Genomic DNA, 20,257 nt, shown 5'->3' on the forward strand with positions numbered 1-20,257 from the left:
ATGAGGTGGTGGTCCCGGAGCGTGACGGGCGACTCACCGCCGGGGCGCGCGGATTCCGCGCAGCTCCCAGTCGCCGCCGAGGGCCGTGGAGCGCACCTCTTCGGACTCGGTGGGCTGCGCGCCGCAGTCGGTACGAATGAGGGTCGGGCCGGTGACGATGTGATTGGTCAGTCGGCCCAGACCCTCCGCCTCGACCTCGACCACATCGCCCGGCTGTACGGGACGCGAGCCGGCCGGGGTGCCGGACAGGAGCACGTCGCCGGGGTCGAGCGTGATCGTGCGGGCGATGTCGGCGACGAGGTAGTGCATGTCCCACTCCATCTCGTCCGTGGAACCCTCCTGCACCACCGCGCCGTTGACGTAGGTGCGCAACACCTTGCCGCGGAAGTCCCAGCCCTCGACCAGGCCGGGGCCGAGCGGGCACAGCGTGTCGGAGCCCTTGACCCGCAACATCGAACCGGCGTCGGTGTCCCGGAAGTCGTGCAGGCCGTAGTCGTTGGCGAGGGTGTAGCCGCGTATGTACGCGCCCGCGTCGGCGGGGGCGATGTTGCGGCAGGTTCGGCCGATCACGATCGCGATCTCGCCCTCGTAGTTGAGGTATTTGCACCCGGCCGGGCGAACCACCGCACCGCCGTGCGCGTTCAGCGACGAGGTCGGCTTGTGGAAGTAGGTCGGCGCGGGCGGCAGCGAGGTGCCGAACTCCTCCACCCGGCTGCGGTGGTTGAGGTGCACCGCGACGATCTTGCCCGGTGCGATCGGCGGCAGGTGGTGCGCGGCGGCGGCCTTGATCCGTCGGCCGTCGGCGGCGACCAGTTCGGCCCCTTCGCGGACGACCTCGACGACGGCGCCGTCGAGCAGGATGCGGCGGTACTCGGTGGTGGTCATTCGGCTCGTCCTCGGGAGGTGTGGGGGTCGGCGACCCGGGAGGTGGGGTCGGCAACCCGTGAGGTGTGTGCGTGGGGCGCCGTCCAGCCGCCCGCCGGTCGGTCGAACCAGACGTGTGCCTGCCCGGTGCCGGTGGCGTTCTCGTAGTCGCCGACCAGCCGCCCCGGCGCGGTGCAGCGCTCCTCGCCGAGCGCGCCGAGCATCATCAGGTAGTGCCCGAAGCGGGCCTCGGGCTTGTGGCGCAGGAAGTCCGGCATGCCCGCGAGTACGCTCGCGTGGTCTCCGCGCTCCATCCAGGCGATGCGCTGCTCGTCGGCGGCACGCGCCTGCGGGGTGCGCACGTGGACCGGGTCCGAGGCTTCGTGGTCGCGCAGTTCGCGCAGGCTCCAGAACGTGTGCGAGAACGCGCCGGACGCGATCAGGAGCACCCTGCGGTCGGTGGCCGCGATGCCGTCGGCGAGCGCCCGGCCGAGCCGCAGGTTGTCCTCGACGTCGGCGGTCTGGCAACAACCGATGCCCAGCCAGCGTTTGCCGGGTACGCCCAGGTGGTGCCACAGGTTGACGGTGGCGTAGTGGATCGGCAGGAACGGGTCCTCGATCGGGGTGATCCAGGTGCCGTGCTTGGCGGCGAACCCGGCAGTGGCGTGCGCCAGTTCCGGGTCACCGGGGAAGGCGTAGGGAATCTGCCGCATGCCGCGCGGCAGTTCCTCGGAGGTGTACAGCCCGGCGCGGTGCGCCTGGGCGGCGACGACGAACTCGACGGTGGTCGCCCAGTGCGAGTCGAAGACCACGACGGTGTCGTAGTCGAGCCGTTCGAACACCTCGGCGCGCAGCCGGGCCAGGGCCGGGACCAGGCTGATCTCCCGTCCCTCGTTCAGCTCGTGCCGCACGTCCGGGGGCAGCATGATGGTGGGCGAGTGGGCCAGGATGCCCGCGCCGACGATCTCTCCCATGGTCAGTGCCATCCGTTCGGCGAGGTCACGGTGTTCTTGACGTCGCAGTAGAAGTCGAAGCTCCAGGTGCCGCCTTCACGGCCGACGCCCGACTGCCGCGCGCCGCCGAAGGGTGCCCGCAGGTCGCGGACGAAGAAGCAGTTGACCCACACCGTGCCCGCGACGAGCCGTGCGCCGACCCGCCGGGCACGCTCCCGACTTCCCGTCACCAACGTTGCGGCCAGCCCGAATCGGGTGTCGTTGGCGAGGGTGATCGCCTCGTCCTCGGTGGTGAAGGTCTGGAGGGTCAGCACCGGGCCGAACACCTCCTCCTGGACGATCTCGGCGTCCTGGGCGACGTCGGTGAGCAGCGTGGGGCGGTAGTACAGTCCGCCCAGCCCGGTGTGGGGGCCACCGCCGAGCAGGGCCTTGGCGCCGGCGTCGAGCGCGCGGCGGACGAAGCCGTCGACCCGGGCGAAGTGCTCCGGGTGGATGTTGGGTCCCATGTCGGTGGCCGGATCGCGCGGATCGCCCTGGACCAGGGTGCGGGCCTTCGCCAGGAACCGGGCGGTGAACTCGTCGGCGACGGCGGCGTCGACGAGCAGCCGGGTGGCCGCCAGGCAGACCTGGCCGGCGTTGTCGTACTGTTCGACGGCCAGCTCCACAGCCAGGTCCAGGTCGGCATCGGCGAAGACCAACAGCGGGGATTTGCCGCCGAGTTCGAGGCTGACCGGGGTGAGGTTGGCGGCTGCGGCGGCGCCGATGTGCCGGGCGGTGGGGACCGAGCCGGTGAAGCTGATCCGGCGCACGTCCGGGTGTGCGGTCAGCGCGGCGCCGACCTCCTCGCCGTAGCCCTGGACCACGTTGAACACCCCCGCCGGCAGGCCCGCCTCGGCGGTGATGTCGGCCAGGAGCGATGCGGTCAGCGGGGTCCATTCGGCGGCCTTGAGCACGACGGTGTTGCCGGCCGCGAGCGCCGGGGCCACCTTCCAGGTGGCCAGCATCAGCGGCGCGTTCCACGGGGTGATCAGCACACACGGCCCGGCCGGGTCCCACGAGACCCGATTCTCGTGGCCCCGGGTGTCGAAGTCGTCGTGCCCGAGCGAGTCGGTCAGCCAGTCGGCGAAGAAGCGGAAGTTGTGCGCGACCCGCGGCATCACCCCGCGCAGGTGCGAGCGAAGCAGCGCGCCGTTGTCCGTGGTCTCGACGATCGCCAACTCGGCGAGCCGGGCCTCGACGCCGTCGGCGACGGCGCGCAGCAGCCGGGCCCGCTCGGCGGGCGACGTGGCGGCCCACCCGGGGAAGGCGGCGCGGGCGGCGGCCACCGCCGCGTCGGCCTCGGCGCGCCCGCCCCGGGCGATCTCGCCGAGCACGGCGCCGTCGATCGGCGAGACGTCGGTGAAGGTGTCCGCGGACCCGACCCGCTCGCCACCGATCCAGTGCCGGGTGTCGACGGTGACGCCCGCGACGGTGACCTCGGTCATGGATACCCCTCCAAGTCGTTTGACCCCAAACAATTTAGCCGGCGCCGAACACGCCGGTCAAGCCCTCTCCCGGGAAGGCCGTTCCGCTGTATCGTTTGCCCCCAAACAATCACCACGAAGGCCCCGCCGTCCGGTCGCCTCGCGCGGCCGACCACCCCGACGAAAGCGGACACCATGACGGAGCACCCGCACCCGAGCGACCCGAGCGACCCGCCCCACCAGCCCACGCACCACGACTGGCTACGACGCGCCGACCGCCTCCGTCCCGTGACCGTCCATCACATCGACGGCGAGGACCACCCCGGCGGCGGCGACACCTTCACCGTGATCGCCCCGCGCGACGGCACGCCCCTCGCCGAGCCCGCCCGCGCCGGGCAGCGCGAGGTCGACCTGGCCGTCGCCGCCGCCCGCCGCGCCTTCGACGCCGGGCCCTGGCCCCGACTGGCTCCGGCCGAACGCGGCCGGGCGCTGGTCCGGCTCGCCGACGCCGTCGAGACCCACCGCGCCGAACTCGCGCTGACCGTCTCACTGGAGATGGGCAAGCCGATCACCGAGGCGTACGACATCGAACTGCGTGCGGTGGCGGCCACGTTCCGCTGGTACGGCGAGGTCGCCGACAAGCTGGTCGACGAGGCACCGCAGACCCCCGCCGACGCCCTGGCCCTGGTCACTCGCGAACCGGTGGGCGTGGTCGCGGCGGTCGTCCCGTGGAACTTCCCGCTCACCATGGCCGCCTGGAAGGTCGCCCCGGCACTGGCGGCCGGCTGCACCGTCGTCCTCAAACCCGCCGAGCAATCACCGCTGTCCGCGCTGCGGTTGGGCCGCCTCGCGAGCGAAGCCGGCCTGCCGCCGGGGGTGTTCAACGTGATCGCCGGCGAGGGCCCGACCACCGGCCGCGCCCTCGGCCTGCACCGGGACGTCGACGTGCTCGCGTTCACCGGCTCCACCGCCGTCGGCCGGCACTTCCTGCGCTACGCCGCCGACTCCAACCTCAAGCGGGTCTGGCTCGAACTGGGCGGGAAATCCCCGCACATCGTGCTGCCCGACGCCGACATACCGGCCGCCGCGGCAAGCGCCGCATGGGGCATCTTCTTCAACCAGGGCGAGATGTGTACCGCGCCGTCCCGGCTGCTCGTGCACTCCTCGATCGCCGACGAGGTGGTGGACGCGGTGGTCGACCGGGCCCGCGCGCTGCGCGTCGGCGACCCGCTCGACCCGGACACCACGATGGGCGCATTGGTGACCGCCGAGCACCTGGCCCGGGTCGGGGACCACATCGCCCGCGCCGACGCCGCCGGCGCCCGGCTGCGCACCGGCGGGGCCCGGCTCGATCGCCCGGGCCACTACCTGGAGCCGACCGTGTTCGACCGGGTCACCCCCGACATGGCGCTCGCCCGCGAGGAGGTGTTCGGCCCGGTGCTGGCGGTGCTCACGTTCGATACCGAGGACGAGGCGATCCGACTCGCCAACGCGACCGAGTACGGCCTCGCGGCGGGCGTGTGGACCACCGACCTCTCCACCGCGCACCGCCTGTCCCGAGCCGTGCGCGCCGGCACGGTCTGGGTCAACTGCTACGAGGAGGGCGGCCTCAACGTCCCGTTCGGCGGCGTCAAACAATCGGGCCACGGCCGGGACAAGTCGCTGCACGCGCTCGACAAGTACACCGACCTCAAGACCACCTGGATCCGCCTGTGACGCCGCCGGACGGCAACCCACCCGACCCGGCCTGCAGTTGGTCCGGAGCGGCCGGTCCGCCGGCCCCCGCCCCCCAGCGCGCCACCGTCCCGCCGCACCTCCGGAGACCCCCCGTGCCCCGCCCCCTGATAGCCCTCCCCTGCCGATTCGCGGCCACCACGTCCGCACTGCGCTACGCCGCCGAGGTCACCGCCCGCGCCCTCGCCGAGGCGGTGTACCGGGCGGGCGGCGAGCCGTTCATGATGCACCCGGCCGAACCCGCCGGTGCCGCGGGCCGGTTGGCCCGCGCCGACGGTCTGCTGCTGCCCGGCGGCGGCGATTTGGCGCCGAGCACCTATGGCGCGGACACCACGCACGACGAGGTGTACGACGTCGACGCCGATCAGGACGCCTTCGACCTCGCCGCCGCCCGCCACGCGCTGGCCGTCGGCCTGCCCACCCTCGCCGTGTGTCGCGGCCTGCAGGTGGTCAACGTGGCGCTCGGCGGCACGCTGTCCCAGGACATGCCCGTCCACCACCGCCACGTCGTGCACCCGGTGACGCTGACCCCCGACTCGACCACCGCCCGTGCCGCCGGCACCAAGCACCTGGACGTCTCCTGCTACCACCACCAGGCGATCGACCGCGTGGCCCCCGGCCTCCGGGTCACCGGCACCGCCGCCGACGGCGTCATCGAGGCGGTTGAACTCGTCGACCCCGCAAACTGGTTCGTCGCGATCCAGTGGCACCCCGAGGACACCGCCGGCACCGACCCGACCCAACAGGCCCTGTTCGACACACTGATCAAGGCGGCCACGAGGTAGCCACCCGCGGCACGACACGGCGCGCGGCGTGCTATCGGGCGGCGGCCACCTCGGCGCACGCCCGCACCATACGGTCGAACGTGGCGACCTGGATCTCCCGCCGCTCCTTCTTCCACTGCTCCGACGGCCCCAGACCGTCGATGGTGCGCTCCCAGACGCCCATGAAGGTCTCCTTCCACCCCTCGACCACCTCGGCGGCGGGCATGCTGTCGGCGACATAGCCGGCGTCGTACAGCGCGCACACCAGTTCCAGGTTGCACGGGATCGCCACACCCCAGTACTCGTCCGGCTCCAGCTGCACCGGATCGTCCGCCGCCATCACCTCGGCGACCTCGTCGACGAGCCGATCCACGATCATCGTCAAGTGCTCATGGGCGGGATCGCTGTCGAAGTTGCCACTGCCCCACGTACCCACGTTTCCTCCTCGTCCGGACCACCCGCTCGATGCGGCGCACCGAGCGAAGCAGACCCGTCCGACATCCGTCCCGACTCCGCGGACCCGGCTACCCCTTCGGCCGTCGCCCCCCGCGCCTCGGCTTCGGTTCGCCGCCGGCCAGGAGTTCCTGGCGGCGTTCCTCTCCCCTGGCCTCCAGTTGCGCCACGATGCGGCGCAGGCCGTCGGCCAGGGTGAGGCATTCGTCCGGGGTCAGGTCGTCGGCGACGAAGGCCTCCTCGGCGTTGAAGGCCGGGAAGACCCGGGCCATCAGCTCCTCGCCGGCGGGGGTCAGCGAGAGCAGCACGAGCCGGCCGTCGGTGGCGTGCGCCGTGCGGTTGAGCAGCCCGCGCGTCTCCAGCGTGCGGGCCACGCCGGTGAGCGTGCCCTTGGAGATACCCGCCTCCTCGGCGACGTGCCGGGTCTCGCTCTCGCCCCAGATCCACACCTCCCACAACACCGTGAACGCGGTCCAGGTGAGTTCGGCGTCGCGCAGCACCGAGTTCTCCAGGTGCTGGCGCACCGCGGCGGCGGCCCGATAGATGTTCGACACCGCGGCCATCTGCTCGCGCCGCAGCGGGATGTCGCCCAGCCGGGCCTGAACGGCCTTCTCCGTCTCGGTGATGGACCGCTTGCCGACCAACGTGCCCCGCCTTATCTAGTCGTGCGCGCATCCGACCCCGGCCCGATACGCCCTGTGCACCTTGAAATCTAGCTCTTGTGAGGACCTGTTTGCATCCGTACGATCGGCGGCACCCACAGGTCGTACGGACCCAAACGAACGGCTTCCCGCCCGTTTCCACCGGTCCCCACCCGTCCCCATCCTCGGAGGCGCCGGACATGGCAGTCAGAGAAGCGTCGACGAACAACTCCCCCGGCCCCGACCCGACCGTGTCCTCCCGCGGTTCGCTCGGTGTCGCGCACATCGTCTTCTTCGTGGTGGCGGCCTCCGCGCCCCTCACCGTCGCCGCCGGCGGCATCCCGCAGAGCCTCGCGGTCACCGAGACGTCCGGCATACCGGCGGCCTACCTCGTCCTGGCCGCCCTGCTCGCCGTCTTCAGCGTCGGCTACGCGGCGATGAGCCGACGGATCACCGGCGCGGGCGCGTTCTACGCCTACGTGGCCCAGGGCCTGGGCCGGGTCGCCGGCCTCGGCGCCGCGTTCATCGCGCTGATCTCGTACAACGCCATGCAGATCGGCATCTACGGCCTGTTCGGCTTCACCACGGCCGACTTCCTGGACGCCAAGTTCGGGTGGCACGTCGACTGGTGGGTGATCGTCCTGGTCGGCATCGCGGTCGTCGGCACCCTCGGCTACCTGCGGATCGACCTCAACGCGCGGGTGCTGGCCGCGCTGCTGATCGCCGAGACGATCACCGTACTGGTCTTCGACATCGGCGCGTTCGGCCACGCTCCCGAGGGCGTGTCGCTGCACCCCTTGTCCTGGGACGCGCTGACCACCGGCTCGATGGGCGCGGCCTTCTGCTTCGTGATGGCCTCCTTCACCGGCTTCGAGTCGGCCGCGATCTACGGCGAGGAGTGCCGGGATCCCCGGCGCACCGTGGCCCGCTCGACCTACATCTCGGTCGGCGTGATCGGCGTGCTGTACGCGATCACCGCCTGGGCGCTGATCAGCGGCGCGGGTACCGACAAGGCGGTCGCGGCGGCGGGCGAGCACGGGCCGAACCTGATCTTCGTGCTCGGCGGCGACCAGATCGGCTCGGGTTTCGCCGACGTGGCCCAGGTGTTCCTGATCACCAGCCTGTTCGCCGCGCTGCTGTCCTTCCACAACGCGGTCGCGCGCTACTTCTTCGCGCTCGGCCGCGAGGGGGTGCTGCCGACCCCGCTGGGCCGCACCCATCCGCGCAACGACTCCCCGCACCTGGGTTCGGCCACCCAGACCGTGCTCGCCGCGGCGGTGGTGATCGTGTTCGCCGTGCTCGACCGCGACCCGATGGCGACCCTGTTCAACTGGTTCACCAACCTGGGCGCGCTCGGCGTGATGTTGCTCCTGGTGCTGACCTCGCTCGCGGTGATCGCCTTTTTCCTGCGACGCGGCGCCGACGGCGAGAACGCGTGGAGCCGGTTGTTGGCGCCCGCCGTCGCCGCGGTGCTGCTCGCGGTGGTGTTCGTCGCCGCCCTGGACAACTTCGGCGTACTCCTGGGCGTCGACTCGGGCTCCGCGCTGCGCTGGGTACTGCCCGCGCTGGTGCTCGGCGCGGGGGTGGTCGGCGCGCTGTTCGCGCTGTACCTGCGCGCGGCGCGACCGCATGTGTACGCGGGCATCGGGCGAGGGCGCGGCTGACCGCGTACGCGTGAAGGACCCTGCCGGTCGGCAGGGTCCTTCACGCGTGTGCTCCCGCCGGGCCTACGCCGCGCCCGACGCGCCGCTCGCCAGCAGCGTGCCGCCGTTCCAGACCACGCCGACCTGGCGGTAGTAGGCGCCGATCGGCTCGATCGGCTCCAGCCGGGCCAGTTCCTCCGTGGGCGCCTCGAACAGGGTCAGCTCCGCGTCGCCGGCCCACGCCTGCCCGCCCTCGGCGGACTCGGCGCCGGTGACCACCAGTTCGTCCAGGGCCAGTCCCCCGCCCGGTTCGATCGACGGCAACCAGCGGTGGTGCGCCATCGGATGCCCGTTGACGAAGCCGTTGGTCGGCGCAGGCTCGCGCAGCGTCACCACCACCTCGGCGAGGCGCCGGTCGGCGGCGGCGAGGGTGGCGCCGAACCTCGCGCCCGCCTCGATCCGGGGCGCCGGGCCGTACGGGTGCGGCCGGGTCTGGTGGATCGAGCCCAGCTTCTTCGGATAGCCCTGGTGCAGTCCGCGCGCGATGGCGAAGTCCTTGTCCACCCAGATGTACACGCAGCGCGAGTAGGTCACCCCCGCGTAGCGGCAGCGCACCACCACGAAGCACTCCTTGTACTGCGCGCGCACCGGGTCGAGCAGTTCGCCCCGCCCGGCCGAGCAGGACTGCCAGTCGGCCCAGATCAGCGCGACCGCGCCGGGGTCCTCGTCGGCGAGTTCGAGTTGCGGGGGCAGCAGTTCGGCCACCCGGGCGGGGTCGGTGCGGTATTCGACGGTGAGCAGGTCGCCGGAGTAGTGCCACGGGGGTGCGGGGATCATCGACGACCGGCCCGTGCCGGTCTTGGGGTGGAAGAAACCGTGTACGCCGCGTACGCCGGTCATGGCGCCTCCCTCTGCGAGCCCGAAGCCGAGCCGAGCGAATCGTTTGGGTCCGTACGATATGCCTCCCACTCCGCGTTGTCACGTGCGTAAAAGGCTTGTCCAACCCCTTGTGCGACACCTGCGACCTTCATATGGTTTGGGCTCAAACGAATCGGCTCGTGTCGCCGCCGTCCATCCCGTGCGAGGAGAATCCGGTGAATCCATCCGAGTCGGACCGGGTCCACGACATCGTCGCCGACCTGCGGGCGCGCGGCATCGACGTGGTCCGAGTCGCCTACCCGGACCTGATCGGCACCGATCGTGGTCGCGACGTGCTGGTGGACCACCTGCCGTCGGTCCACACCCACGGACTGGCCTTCTGTCGCGCGGTCTTCCACACCACACCCCGGGGCGAGACCGTCGCGGTCGCCGGCGGCGTGGACGCGGGGTTGCCGGACATCTGCGTGTACCCGGACCCGGACACCCTGGTCGACATCCCATGGGAGCCGGGCGTGGCGTGGTGCCTGGGTGACACCGTGGACCCGGCGACCGGGCGACCCGCCGCCGAGGCGCCGCGCTCGGTGCTGCGCGACGTGCTGCGTCGCATGGCCGACGAGACCGGGCTGCGGCCGGTGGTCGGGCCCGAGTTGGAATACTTCCTGTGCGAGCCGGATCCGGACGTCCGGGGCGGGTGGCGGCGGTACGGCGACGCGCCGGGCAACGTCTACGTCGCGGGCCGGCGCGGCGACCCGGACGGCCACCTGCTGCGCACCCTGCGCCACCTCGGGAAGCTGGGCATCGGCGCCACCACCGGCAACCACGAGTACTGCTCGGGCCAGTTCGAGATCAACCTGCACCACTCGGACGCGCTCGATGCCGCCGACCGGGCCTTCCGCTTCAAGGCATCGGTCAAGGAACTGGCTCGTCTGGAAGGCAGGTTGGCCACTTTCATGGCAAAACCCTTCGCGGACGAGGGTGGTTCCGGGTTCCATCTGCACCTGAGCTGCGTGGACCCGGACGGGACCAACGCGTTCGACGACCCCGACGGGGCACACGGCCTGTCCACGGTCGCGCACCACGCCATCGCCGGCGTACTCGCCCACGCCCCCGCGCTGGCCGCGCTGCTGAACCCGACGGTCAACTCGTACAAACGTTTCGGCCCGGACACGCTCGCGCCGTGGCTGATCGACTGGGGACTGGACAACCGCAGCGCGATGGTCCGGATACCGCCCGAGCGCGGCGCCGGCGCGCGCCTGGAGATCCGCCTCGGCGACGCGAGCGCGAACCCGTACCTGGCCGTCGCCGGGCTGCTCGCCGCGGTACATCTGGGCCTGCGCGACAAGGCGATGCCGCCACCCCCGCTGGAGGGGTACGGCTACGACACCGCCAAGGCGCCGGTCCTGCCCGCGACGCTGACCCAGGCGCTGGACGCCTTCGCGGTCGACGACGCGCTCGTCGCGCTGCTCGGCGCGGAGTTCACCGACGCCTTCCTCACCTACAAGCGCGACGAGGTCGCCCGCTTCCACCGGCACGTCACCGACTGGGAGTTCACCGAGTACGCCCACCACCTCTGAGGAGCCTGCGTGCGCACCCCCACCACCGCCTCGGCGACGCCCGAGCCGATGCCGCTCGACGAGATCGACCTCGCGGACAACGACCGTTTCCTCGACGGCGAGACGCCGTGGCGCATGTTCCACACGCTGCGCCGCGAGGATCCCGTGCACTGGCAGCCCGAACCGGCGCCGAACAGCGGCTTCTGGGCGCTCACCCGGCATGCCGACATCGTCGCGGTCGACCGCGACCCGCAGACCTTCACCTCCACGCGCTTCACCAACCTGGAGGAGGTCGACGACTCGCAGATCGCCATCCGCCGCTCGCTCCTGGAGACCGACGGCCTGCGCCACGGCGCCCTGCGCAGGCTGCTGCAAAAGCAGTTCACGCCGCGCGCGATCGCCGACTACGGCACGTTCCTGCGCGGGCTGACCGCCCGCACCCTCGACAACGCGCTGGCCAAGGGCACGTTCGACTTCGTGCACGAGGTCTCCGCCGACTTCCCGATCAACGTGCTGGCCAAGATGCTGGACGTGCCGGGTGAGGACACCGGGAAGCTGATCGACTGGGGCAACCGCATCATCGGCAACACCGATCCGGACTACGCGGACGTACTCCTGGAGAGCGCGGAGAGCGAGCGGTATCGCGACCTGCCCTTCCGCAGCCCGGCCTCACTCGAAGTCTTCGCCTACGGAAGGGAGTTGGCCGAACGTCGCCGGGGCGGCGAGGGCACCGACCTGGTCAGCCGGTTGGTCAACCGGGCCCCCTCCGACGGGGTGCCGCTGTCGCGGCACGACTTCGACAACTACTTCCTGCTCCTGGTCGTGGCCGGCAACGAGACCACCCGACACGCGATCTCGCACTCGATGCTGGCCCTGCTGGACAACCCGACCCAGCTGGAGCTGCTGCGCGACAACCTCGCGCTGATGCCGGACGCCGTCGAGGAGTTCCTGCGCTGGGCTTCGCCCGTCTACCACTTCCGCCGCACCGCGACCCGGAACACCGAGGTCGGCGGCAGACGGATCCGCGAGGGCGACAAGGTGGTGATGTGGTTCGCCTCGGGCAACCGGGACGAGGCGGTGTTCGAGAACCCGTACGACTTCGACGTCACCCGACGCGGCGTCGACCACGTCACTTTCGGCAAGGGCGGCCCGCACTTCTGCCTCGGCAACGCCCTGGCCCGCCTGGAGATGCGGATCATGTTCGAGGAACTGCTCCCCCGGATCGCCGACATCCGTCTGGCGGGCGAGGTCCGCCGGGTCCGCTCGAACTTCGTCAACGGCATCAAGGAACTCCCGGTGACGGTGACGTTGGCCTGAGCGCCGGCATGCGTGATGCCGGACCGCTCGAAAAGGGTCGCGGGCAGGTCGGTTCGTGGGGGTCACATCGTTGGGGATTTTGGGTACGGTCCCGGGCCATGGACTCTTCCGGCGGCGTCTCGGCCGCCTCTCTCGGATCCCCGGAACACCGCGGCGCGCGCGGTGGGTCGCGCTCGATCGGCCGGCCCGGACTCGGGCTGCTCGTCGCGGTGTTCGCCCTCCTGGCCGCCCTCCTCCCCTCGGCCGCCTCCGCCGCACCCCTCACCGCCGCGGAGCAACGCTGGGGCAACGCCCGGCTGGATCAGGTCGGTTCGCTGACCACGCACAACTCGTTCACCAACTACGAGGACTCCCGGTGGTCCTCGGTCAACCAATCCGAGTCGGTGCGCAACCAGTTGGCCGGCGGCGTACGCGGATTGATGCTCGACACACACTGGTACGAGCACAGCACCGCGCTGTGCGTGATCAGCTTCGGCAGCGACTGCTACCCGAGCGACGTCTACCTGTGCCACGGCGACTGCAAGGCGTTCGCGGGAGTGACGTACGCACTGCCCCGGCAGAGCTTCGCGGGCACGATGCAGACCGTCGTGGACTTCCTGACCGCGAATCCGCTGGAGGTGGTGACCGTCTTCCTGGAGGACTACGTCGACACCGAGCAACTGCGCGGCTCGCTCGGCCGGGTGCGCGGCCTGTCGGATCTGCTGTTCCGCCCGGACACCGCCGGGGTGCGCGACAACGGCTGGCCGAGGGTGGCGGACCTGGTCGGCGCGAACAAGCGGCTGTTGATGTTCTCCGACCGGTCGGACAAGACGAGTCTGGGGGTGATGTACGACAAGGCGTGGACCGTGCAGAACTACTGGAGCCTGGGCGACCTGGGCAACGACCTCGCCTGTACGAGCCGCTGGTCGGACGTGCCGTTGGACCGAACCGAACCGGGCTTTCGCCGGTTGTTCGTGATGAGCCACTTCCGCAACGTGCCCACGGTGGGCACCGCGGCACTGGACAACGGGACCAAGCTCGGAAACCGAATCGCACAGCAGTGCGAACAGGCGGCGGGTCGGGCCCCCAACTTCGTCGCGGTCGACTTCCATCGACTGTCGGACGGGAGCGGCCATACCCCGGCGTCGATCGTGGCCGAGCTGAACGGGCGGTAGCCGGCGCCGGGCCCGTCGCGGCGGCGGGTGCGGCGCGGACCGGCTCGGGGCGGAATCGGCCGGGTGACTCCGTGGTGTCCGGTCGAGCGTGGTCGACCACCACGGTGTGCCGCGACGGGTGGTCGACGAGATGGTGCTTCGGCGGGTCGCCCCGCCGGAGCGTGTGCGTATCGGGAGGTGGGCCACCGTGCCGCGCAGGCGCGGCGAGCCCGGTCGGACCGCCCCGTGTGGGCGGTCCGACCATCACATCCGACCGGGTGGTCCTCAGGCGCGGTTGGCGGTACGAGCGCCGGTCGCGCGCTTGGCGGCGGTGCCCTTGCGACCGGACGCGCCGCGGGTCGGCGGCTTGGCGGCCTTCTTGGCGGTGGTCTTCGCCGGGGTCGCCTTGGCCGTGGTCTTCTTGGCGGTCGTCTTCTTGGCGGTCACCTTCTTGGCGGTGGTCTTCTTCGCCGCGGTGGTCTTGGCCGCGGTCGCCCGGGTGGTGGCCTTCTTCGCGGTGGTCTTGCGCGCGGCGGCCGGCGCGGCGGCGCGCGTGGTGGCCTTCTTGGCCGTCTTCTTGGCGGTGGCCTTCTTCGCGGTGGTCTTCTTGGCCGCGGCCTTCTTGCCCGCGACGGTGGTGCCGCCGGACACGGTGCCCGGGGACGCCTTCTTGATCGCGGTCTCGCCCTTGGTCAGCTTCTTGGTACCGCCGGTGAGGTCCTTGAAGCCCTGGCCCGGGCGGAAGCGCGGCACCGACGTCTTCTTGACCCGAACCCGTTCGCCCGTCTGGGGGTTACGGGCGTAACGAGCGGCCCGGTCGACCTTCTCGAACGACCCGAAGCCGGTGACCGAGACCCGGTCGCCCGCGACGACCGAACGAATGATGGTGTCCAAAACCGCGTCGACCGCTTCCTCTGCCGCAGCCCGGCCGCCGAGCTTGTCGGCGATGGCTTCGACGAGTTGTGCCTTGTTCATGAGACGCCTTTCGTGGTGCGGGGGTACCGATCGCTTTCGACCGGCCGGACCATCCGACCGATCGGGTCGAACGCCGTTGCGCCAGTACCCATTTCCATGACTGTAACTCTCCGTCACACGGGGGGCATTTCGAACTGCGGTAACGACGCGCTCGAAACACCCCCTTGGATCAACGACGGGGACCCCGCACGGAGATCGGTCCGACACCGACCAAATCCGCGTATCCGGTCCCGACGTTCGCCGCCCGAGGACCGTTTTCCCCTTGTGGGACAAGGCCCGAGGCGGCACGAGGGCGCTCGGATCGGGCACACGAAACACCCCTTCGGCCCCCTGTCGAGGGTCCGGTAATCGGGAAATACGCGCCGCCACGCGGCCCGTCGAAACCGATTTCCCGCCCCGGCGCGCCAACGCCCGTCGGCGCACGGGACGGAACTCGGCGCCCCAACACGAGGCGTCGGCCGGGCCGAAGGCGTGCCCGCGGGCCGAACTCGGGACATCGGGCGGCCCCACGGCGGGATGGGCATCGGCGGCGGAAAGGCCGCGGGCGCAGGCCGATCCGGGGCCGCGAGGGCGGATGCGCGGCCGGGGACGCCATTGGGCGGGCCGGGAAAGGGCCCACACGCGGGACAGAGTCGCTCAAAGCGCCCCGGTCGACCCCTGGGACGGGCGGTGGACTCAAGGCCCGTGGAGGGCGATTCAGGGCGGTCCGGGGCGAACCGGATCCCGAAACAGGTGGATCCCGGCGAAGGAAGGCACATCCGGGCCGGATTCTCGAGCCCCTGCGCCGAATCGGGCCGATCGCCCCCGGAACCCACCACGAAACACCACGGATCAGCGCACCGGGTGCGCGAATCCCGATGCCACGGAGGGCGCGTAGAGCCCACGCCCGGCCCGGCCCCGACCGGGCACGCGGCCGGCCAGGCCCAGCAGCCCACCCCGGCTCCGGCGGGCGCCCCGGCCGGGGCGGCGCAATTCCGTGAACCCGCAGCTCACCGCACTCCACCCGGCCGACGGCTCGCGGAGACTCACCCTCAGTCACCCTCGCACCCGTTCCGTATTGCCGTGCCGCACCCGTTCCGGAATTCCGACTTCGGCATGCCGAATAGCGGTTGGCGGACCCGAGAAAGCGAACGAATGAGCGATACATCGAACGGCGCCGAACCAATCCGCGCCCCCGCGCGGGGGCACACCGGCGTCCTCGACCCAGGCTCGGGGCGCAGCAGGCGGGCGGACGACCTCCACCACCCGCCCCGACGGTCCCGGGAAATCGCCCACGGCCCCACGGCCTCACGGCCCGAACCCACACCCTCCCGATACGTGCGGCCACCACCGACCGGGCGGGCCGCCCCGAGGGCGACGACCACGAGCCGCCCCGTCCCGGAACTCGTCGCAGCGGTCACCCTGTTGCGCCGACCCCCTCCGAACCCGCCGGCGGAAAACGCCGGTTGGCCGCCACCTCGTGCGGCCGCAGGGCCGGCCGGGAGGACCGGAAGGTGCCGGCACCGTTATCCGTCCTCGCGATTGCGCTCCCGCTGCCCCGGCCAGTCGAGCCTGAGCCGTTGCAGTCGCGGCAGCGAGGCGACCACCAGGTCGTAGGAGTCCTCGATCAGGTCCCGCACCATTGCCTCCGGCAGCGAGCCGTCCAGGGTCACGGTGTTCCAGTGCCGCTTGTTGAGGTGATAGCCGGGCACGATCGCGGGGTGATCGCTCCGCAGCCGAACCGCCAGGTCCGGATCGCACTTCAGGCTCACCCGCAGCGGCGGCGGGTCGGTCAGCGTGGACAGGGCGAAGATCTTCCCACCGACCTTGAAGGTCGACACATCCGGGTTCCGTCCGAACGGAAACTCCTCGACGGCGCCGTTGAAGCCGAGGCACACCCCCCGAAGCCGCCCCGCACCCATCCCCGCCAATCGCCGCGCATCAGCCATCCCGCCAGTATGCCCAGGCATCGGGCGCGCACCCCGGCGACATCGCGGCGCGCGACCTTCGCGTCGCGGAATCCGGCTGAGGCAGGCCCCCGAGCGCGGCCGGGCACTGCCGGTCAGGGGCCGCGGAGCCGCGGCTACAGTGCCAAAGTCGCGGATCGGGTGGGTCCGCGTGTCGAAGGAGGGTCATGTCCAACCCGCTGATCGCCGCCGTGGGCGGACGCGTTCCCCAGGTCGATCCCGCCGCGTTCGTCGCGGTGAACGCGACCGTGGTCGGCGCCGTCACCCTCTCCGCCGGGTCGAGCGTCTGGTACGGCGCGGTGTTGCGCGGCGACGCCGAGTCGATCGCCGTGGGCCCCGAAACCAATATCCAGGACAACTGCACCGTGCACAGCGACCCCGATTTCCCCACGGTGATCGGCGCGCGGGTGTCCGTGGGCCACAACGCGGTACTGCACGGCTGCACGATCGAGGACGACGTCCTGGTCGGGATGAACTCCACCATCCTCAACGGCGCGCACATCGGCGCCGGCGCCCTGATCGCCGCCGGCGCGGTGGTCCCGCAGGGCATGCGGGTACCGCCGGGCATGTTGGTCGCCGGCGTACCGGGCCGGATCCGGCGCGAACTCACCGAGGAGGAGCGCGCCGGCATCAAGGCCAACGGCGTCGGCTACCGGTTCCTGGCGCAGGCCCACGGCGAGATCACCCCGCTCTGACCCCACCCGCACCGCCGACGGACCGCGCCCTCGCATCGACTCGGGGCACGGTCCGTGCGCATATGCGAACTTTTCGGGCGGGCGGCGACGCTTCGCCGAGCCGATTCCCGGGCGTCGCGCCCCCGCCGACAACGGCCGGGGCGCGGCCGCTCGCGCGATGCGTCCGCGACGCGCGTAGACATGATTCGGCGCGTGCCGCCGGCCTCCGAGGCGACACACGCGGCCGCCTCGGATTTCGGACGGCGGTTCTCGACGCCCTCGCGCGCCGCTCTCCGCCGGCCGGAATTGCACTCTCACCTGGGGGTTTACCACTCCCATACGTGTGCGTACGGCTGCGGAGAGTGTGGGTGGATTACCGATCAACCGGCGCATAACAGACTTCTGTTCCTCCAGAACCGGAACCGGGCCTTCGACTTGACGGCGGGGCAATGATCCGATGATCGTGTTCCGGCCGCCGGTGTTCCGCGATGGACTCGCGAAGGACTCGCGACGGAACCGGCCGAGCAACCCTCTTGTGGAAGGGCTACCGATGGGCCGATTTTGGAATCCAACGACGCAGACCACATCCGACATAACGACGCCGACTTCATCCGGTACAACCTCGCGGTCGTCGCTCCTCGGGCCGCCGACGTCACGTCCCACTTCTACGCGCTGCTGTTCCTGCGGCGGCCCGAACTGCGCGACCTTTTCCCCCCGGCGATGGACGTCCAGCGCGATCGCCTGCTGCACGCGTTGATCCGCATCGTCGGCGATCTGGACGACGCTCCCGCGCTGCACGGCTACCTCGGCCAACTCGGACGCGACCATCGCAAGTTCGACGTGATCGCCGAACACTACGACCTGGTCGGGGAATGCCTGGTCGCCGCCCTCGCCCGCTACAGCGGCGAAACCTGGAACGACGCGGTACAGGCCGCCTGGGTGCGCGCGTACGGCGCGGCGGCCAAAATCATGATCGGCGCCGCCGACGAGGACGCCCGGACCAACCCCCCGCACTGGGCGGCCGAAATCGTCTCGCACCACAAGGCCGCCGACGACATCGCGGTGGTCACCGTGCGCCCCGACGTCCCGTTCCCGTACCGGGCCGGCCAGTACACGTTCCTGGAAACCCCGTGGTGGCCACGGGTATGGCGGGCCTACTCGATCGCCAACGCGCCCGACCCCCGGGGCCTGCTCACCTTCCACGTGCGCTCGGTACCGGCCGGTTGGGTCAGCAACGCCCTGGTCCACAAGGCCAAGCCGGGCGACCGGATCAAACTCGGCGCCGCCATGGGCGAGATGGTCGTCGACCACCTGGCACCCAACCCGATGTTGTGCGTCGCGGGCGGCACCGGATTGGCGCCGCTGAAGGCGATGGTGGAGGAACTGGCCTACTACGGCACCGATCGGTTCGTCGACCTCTTCTACGGCGCCAGCGCACACAGCGGCCTGTACGGCCTGGAGGACCTGCTGCGCCTGTCCCAGAAGGTGTCCTGGCTGCGGGTCAGACCCGCGCTCGACGATCTGACCCTGGCCGGGATCAGCGGAGGGATCTCGGAAGTGGTCGGCGAGTACGGACCGCGCTTCGACTGCGACGCATACCTCAGCGGACCACCCGCGATGGTGCTCGACAGCGCCCGGGTACTGCGCCGACTGGGCCTGAACAGAAGCCAGATCCACCACGATCCGGTCGTCGGCGCGTACGCCGCCGAGGCCGAGGTCGAGACACCGACCCCCGTCGCCGCGGAGGCACCCGGCTGAACCCTCGGACCACCCTCGCCGTCTCGTACCCCGCCCAGACCCGAAACAGGCTCCCGCGACCCCGTCGTCGCGCCGCCGAGCCGGTTCCCAGGAGAACGTTGACCGAACACGGCAGCACCCGAATCCGCGAGGATCAGCCGTCACCCGTCGGGTCCCATCCCGAAGTTCCGTCACCGCCCGACGAAGTCGCCTGCCCCACGGGCCGATTCCCCGCCCCACCGGGCCACCCTCCCGCAGCGGCGATCGCAACGGGCGCGATACCGGCCCAACTCCCCGCATCGGCGGCATCCCTGCCCGCCCCACCACCGCTGATCCACTCCCCGCGCCCCCACGGCGCCGTCGATCCCGAACTCGCCCGCTCCTTCCTGGAGCGTTTCCTCCGCGAAACCAAGTCCCCCGTGGATCCCGCGAGTCGATGGCGTGAGATCGCCGAGCAGATCCGGGACACCGGCACCTACACCCACACCTCCGCCGAACTCACCTGGGGCGCCCGGGTCGCCTGGCGCAACTCGGCGCGCTGCATCGGCCGGCTGTATTGGAACAGCCTGGCCGTGCGCGACCGCCGGCACGTGAGCCGGCCCGACGAAGTCGCCGCGCAGTGCGCCGGGCACCTGCGCGAGACCTGGCGCGGCGGCCGGATCCGCCCGACCCTCACGGTGTTCGCCCCCGACACCCCCACCGGTCCGCAGGTACGGATCTGGAACGAGCAGCTGATCCGCTACGCCGGCTACCGTCGCGCGGACGGCACCCCGGTGGGCGACGGCCGCAATCTCGGCATCACCGACCTCGCCCACGAACTCGGCTGGCGCGGCGAGGGCACCGAGTTCGACCCGCTGCCGCTGATCATCGAGGGCCGGGACGGCCGACTGCGGCCGTACGCACTGCCCCCGGACGCGATCCGCGAGATCGCGCTGACCCACCCCGAACACCCGGGCTTCGCCGACCTGGGGCTGCGCTGGCACGCGGTCCCGGCGATCTCCAACATGCGCCTGGAGATCGGCGGCGTCTCGTACAGCGCGGCGCCGTTCAACGGCTGGTACATGGGCACCGAGATCGGCGCCCGCAACCTGGTCGACGCGGATCGCTACGACGCGCTGCCGGCGATCGCCGAGTTGTTCGCTCTGGACACCTCCAGCGAGCGCACGCTGTGGCGCGATCGGGCCCTGATCGAGCTCAACCGGGCCGTACTGCACTCCTTCGACACGGCCGGCGCGACCATCACCGACCACCACACCGAGTCCACCCGCTTCCTGCGCCACGTCGAGCGCGAGGCCGAGGCGGGCCGCAGGTGTCCGGCGGACTGGAGCTGGATCGTGCCACCGGTCTCGGGCGGGCTGACCCCGGTGTACCACCGCTACTACGACGACCACGACGAACACACCCTGACCCCGGCGTACGTCCTCGACGAGGCGGCGACCCGACGGGCGGCGGGCGAGGTCGGAGGGCTGGGGTAGTCCGAGACCGAGGCAGGTTATGTCTCATTGGGACAATAGAGTGTTACGCTGCT

16 protein-coding genes and 1 pseudogene are annotated in these 20,257 nt (G+C 71.3%); 9 read left to right on the plus strand and 8 right to left on the minus strand.

What is annotated here, in order from left to right:
- Nucleotides 1-33: 33 nt before the first annotated feature.
- The 3 genes and pseudogenes from ACFXKZ_RS37415 to ACFXKZ_RS37425 all read right to left on the minus strand — a co-directional run.
- Complete coding sequence (locus ACFXKZ_RS37415; RefSeq protein ID WP_380007327.1) at nucleotides 34-885, minus strand: fumarylacetoacetate hydrolase family protein; 852 nt, start codon at nucleotides 883-885, stop codon at nucleotides 34-36.
- Complete coding sequence (locus tag ACFXKZ_RS37420) at nucleotides 882-1,838, minus strand: catechol 1,2-dioxygenase (RefSeq protein WP_380007330.1); 957 nt, start codon at nucleotides 1,836-1,838, stop codon at nucleotides 882-884. Before ACFXKZ_RS37420 ends, ACFXKZ_RS37415 begins: the two co-directional genes overlap by 4 nt.
- Nucleotides 1,834-3,301 (minus strand): annotated as a pseudogene (locus ACFXKZ_RS37425) (aldehyde dehydrogenase); the annotation flags it as partial. The gene ACFXKZ_RS37420 and the pseudogene ACFXKZ_RS37425, both read right to left, overlap by 5 nt.
- A 174-nt stretch (nucleotides 3,302-3,475) precedes the next feature.
- Between ACFXKZ_RS37425 and ACFXKZ_RS37430 the strand changes: the two are divergent.
- Together ACFXKZ_RS37430 and ACFXKZ_RS37435 are read left to right on the plus strand one after the other, a co-directional pair.
- On the plus strand, nucleotides 3,476-4,996 hold the full coding sequence (locus ACFXKZ_RS37430; RefSeq protein ID WP_380007333.1) for an aldehyde dehydrogenase: 1,521 nt from the start codon (nucleotides 3,476-3,478) through the stop codon (nucleotides 4,994-4,996).
- A 113-nt stretch (nucleotides 4,997-5,109) separates the two neighbouring features.
- Complete coding sequence (locus ACFXKZ_RS37435) at nucleotides 5,110-5,799, plus strand: gamma-glutamyl-gamma-aminobutyrate hydrolase family protein (protein WP_380007336.1); 690 nt, start codon at nucleotides 5,110-5,112, stop codon at nucleotides 5,797-5,799.
- 31 nt (nucleotides 5,800-5,830) lie between these two features.
- Here the strand turns inward: ACFXKZ_RS37435 and ACFXKZ_RS37440 are convergent, their stop codons facing one another.
- Nucleotides 5,831-6,214, minus strand: a complete 384-nt coding sequence (locus ACFXKZ_RS37440; protein WP_380007339.1) for a DUF4259 domain-containing protein — start codon at nucleotides 6,212-6,214, stop codon at nucleotides 5,831-5,833.
- Nucleotides 6,215-6,302: 88 nt separating this feature from the next.
- Nucleotides 6,303-6,875 carry a MarR family winged helix-turn-helix transcriptional regulator gene (locus ACFXKZ_RS37445; protein ID WP_380007342.1) on the minus strand — a complete coding sequence of 191 codons (573 nt, stop codon included), beginning with the start codon at nucleotides 6,873-6,875 and terminating at the stop codon, nucleotides 6,303-6,305.
- Between the two features lie 197 nt (nucleotides 6,876-7,072).
- Here ACFXKZ_RS37445 and ACFXKZ_RS37450 point away from each other — a divergent pair, with 197 nt between their 5' ends.
- Nucleotides 7,073-8,536: an APC family permease gene (locus ACFXKZ_RS37450; protein ID WP_380007345.1), complete on the plus strand. Its 1,464-nt coding sequence runs from the start codon at nucleotides 7,073-7,075 to the stop codon at nucleotides 8,534-8,536.
- A gap of 63 nt (nucleotides 8,537-8,599) precedes the next feature.
- Here the strand turns inward: ACFXKZ_RS37450 and ACFXKZ_RS37455 are convergent, their stop codons facing one another.
- Nucleotides 8,600-9,415 carry an acetoacetate decarboxylase family protein gene (locus tag ACFXKZ_RS37455; RefSeq protein WP_380007348.1) on the minus strand — a complete coding sequence of 272 codons (816 nt, stop codon included), beginning with the start codon at nucleotides 9,413-9,415 and terminating at the stop codon, nucleotides 8,600-8,602.
- Between the two features lie 194 nt (nucleotides 9,416-9,609).
- On the opposite strand from ACFXKZ_RS37455, the gene ACFXKZ_RS37460 reads away from it, so the two are divergent.
- The 3 genes from ACFXKZ_RS37460 to ACFXKZ_RS37470 all read left to right on the plus strand — a co-directional run bounded on the left by ACFXKZ_RS37460 (nucleotide 9,610) and on the right by ACFXKZ_RS37470 (nucleotide 13,418).
- Complete coding sequence (locus ACFXKZ_RS37460; RefSeq protein ID WP_380007351.1) at nucleotides 9,610-10,968, plus strand: glutamine synthetase family protein; 1,359 nt, start codon at nucleotides 9,610-9,612, stop codon at nucleotides 10,966-10,968.
- Nucleotides 10,969-11,016: 48 nt separating this feature from the next.
- On the plus strand, nucleotides 11,017-12,264 hold the full coding sequence (locus ACFXKZ_RS37465) for a cytochrome P450 (RefSeq protein ID WP_380007454.1): 1,248 nt from the start codon (nucleotides 11,017-11,019) through the stop codon (nucleotides 12,262-12,264).
- Nucleotides 12,265-12,362: 98 nt separating this feature from the next.
- On the plus strand, nucleotides 12,363-13,418 hold the full coding sequence (locus tag ACFXKZ_RS37470; RefSeq protein WP_380007354.1) for a PI-PLC domain-containing protein: 1,056 nt from the start codon (nucleotides 12,363-12,365) through the stop codon (nucleotides 13,416-13,418).
- Nucleotides 13,419-13,682: 264 nt separating this feature from the next.
- Here ACFXKZ_RS37470 and ACFXKZ_RS37475 read toward each other — a convergent pair whose 3' ends face one another.
- Entirely contained in the window at nucleotides 13,683-14,372 is a 690-nt protein-coding gene (locus ACFXKZ_RS37475; RefSeq protein ID WP_380007357.1) for an HU family DNA-binding protein, read from the minus strand.
- Nucleotides 14,373-15,877: 1,505 nt separating this feature from the next.
- A complete protein-coding gene (locus ACFXKZ_RS37480) occupies nucleotides 15,878-16,273 on the minus strand; it encodes an MmcQ/YjbR family DNA-binding protein (protein ID WP_380007457.1) in 396 nt (131 codons plus the stop codon).
- Nucleotides 16,274-16,485: 212 nt separating this feature from the next.
- Between ACFXKZ_RS37480 and ACFXKZ_RS37485 the strand changes: the two genes are divergently transcribed.
- From ACFXKZ_RS37485 to ACFXKZ_RS37495, 3 genes are all read left to right on the plus strand, one after another.
- Nucleotides 16,486-17,013: a gamma carbonic anhydrase family protein gene (locus tag ACFXKZ_RS37485; RefSeq protein WP_380007361.1), complete on the plus strand. Its 528-nt coding sequence runs from the start codon at nucleotides 16,486-16,488 to the stop codon at nucleotides 17,011-17,013.
- Between the two features lie 540 nt (nucleotides 17,014-17,553).
- Nucleotides 17,554-18,750, plus strand: a complete 1,197-nt coding sequence (locus tag ACFXKZ_RS37490; RefSeq protein ID WP_380007364.1) for a globin domain-containing protein — start codon at nucleotides 17,554-17,556, stop codon at nucleotides 18,748-18,750.
- Between the two features lie 311 nt (nucleotides 18,751-19,061).
- Nucleotides 19,062-20,204 carry a nitric oxide synthase oxygenase gene (locus ACFXKZ_RS37495; protein WP_380007460.1) on the plus strand — a complete coding sequence of 381 codons (1,143 nt, stop codon included), beginning with the start codon at nucleotides 19,062-19,064 and terminating at the stop codon, nucleotides 20,202-20,204.
- Nucleotides 20,205-20,257: the final 53 nt, after the last annotated feature.

The sequence above is a fragment of the Embleya sp. NPDC059237 genome (assembly GCF_042754105.1).
Taxonomy (GTDB): domain Bacteria; phylum Actinomycetota; class Actinomycetes; order Streptomycetales; family Streptomycetaceae; genus Embleya.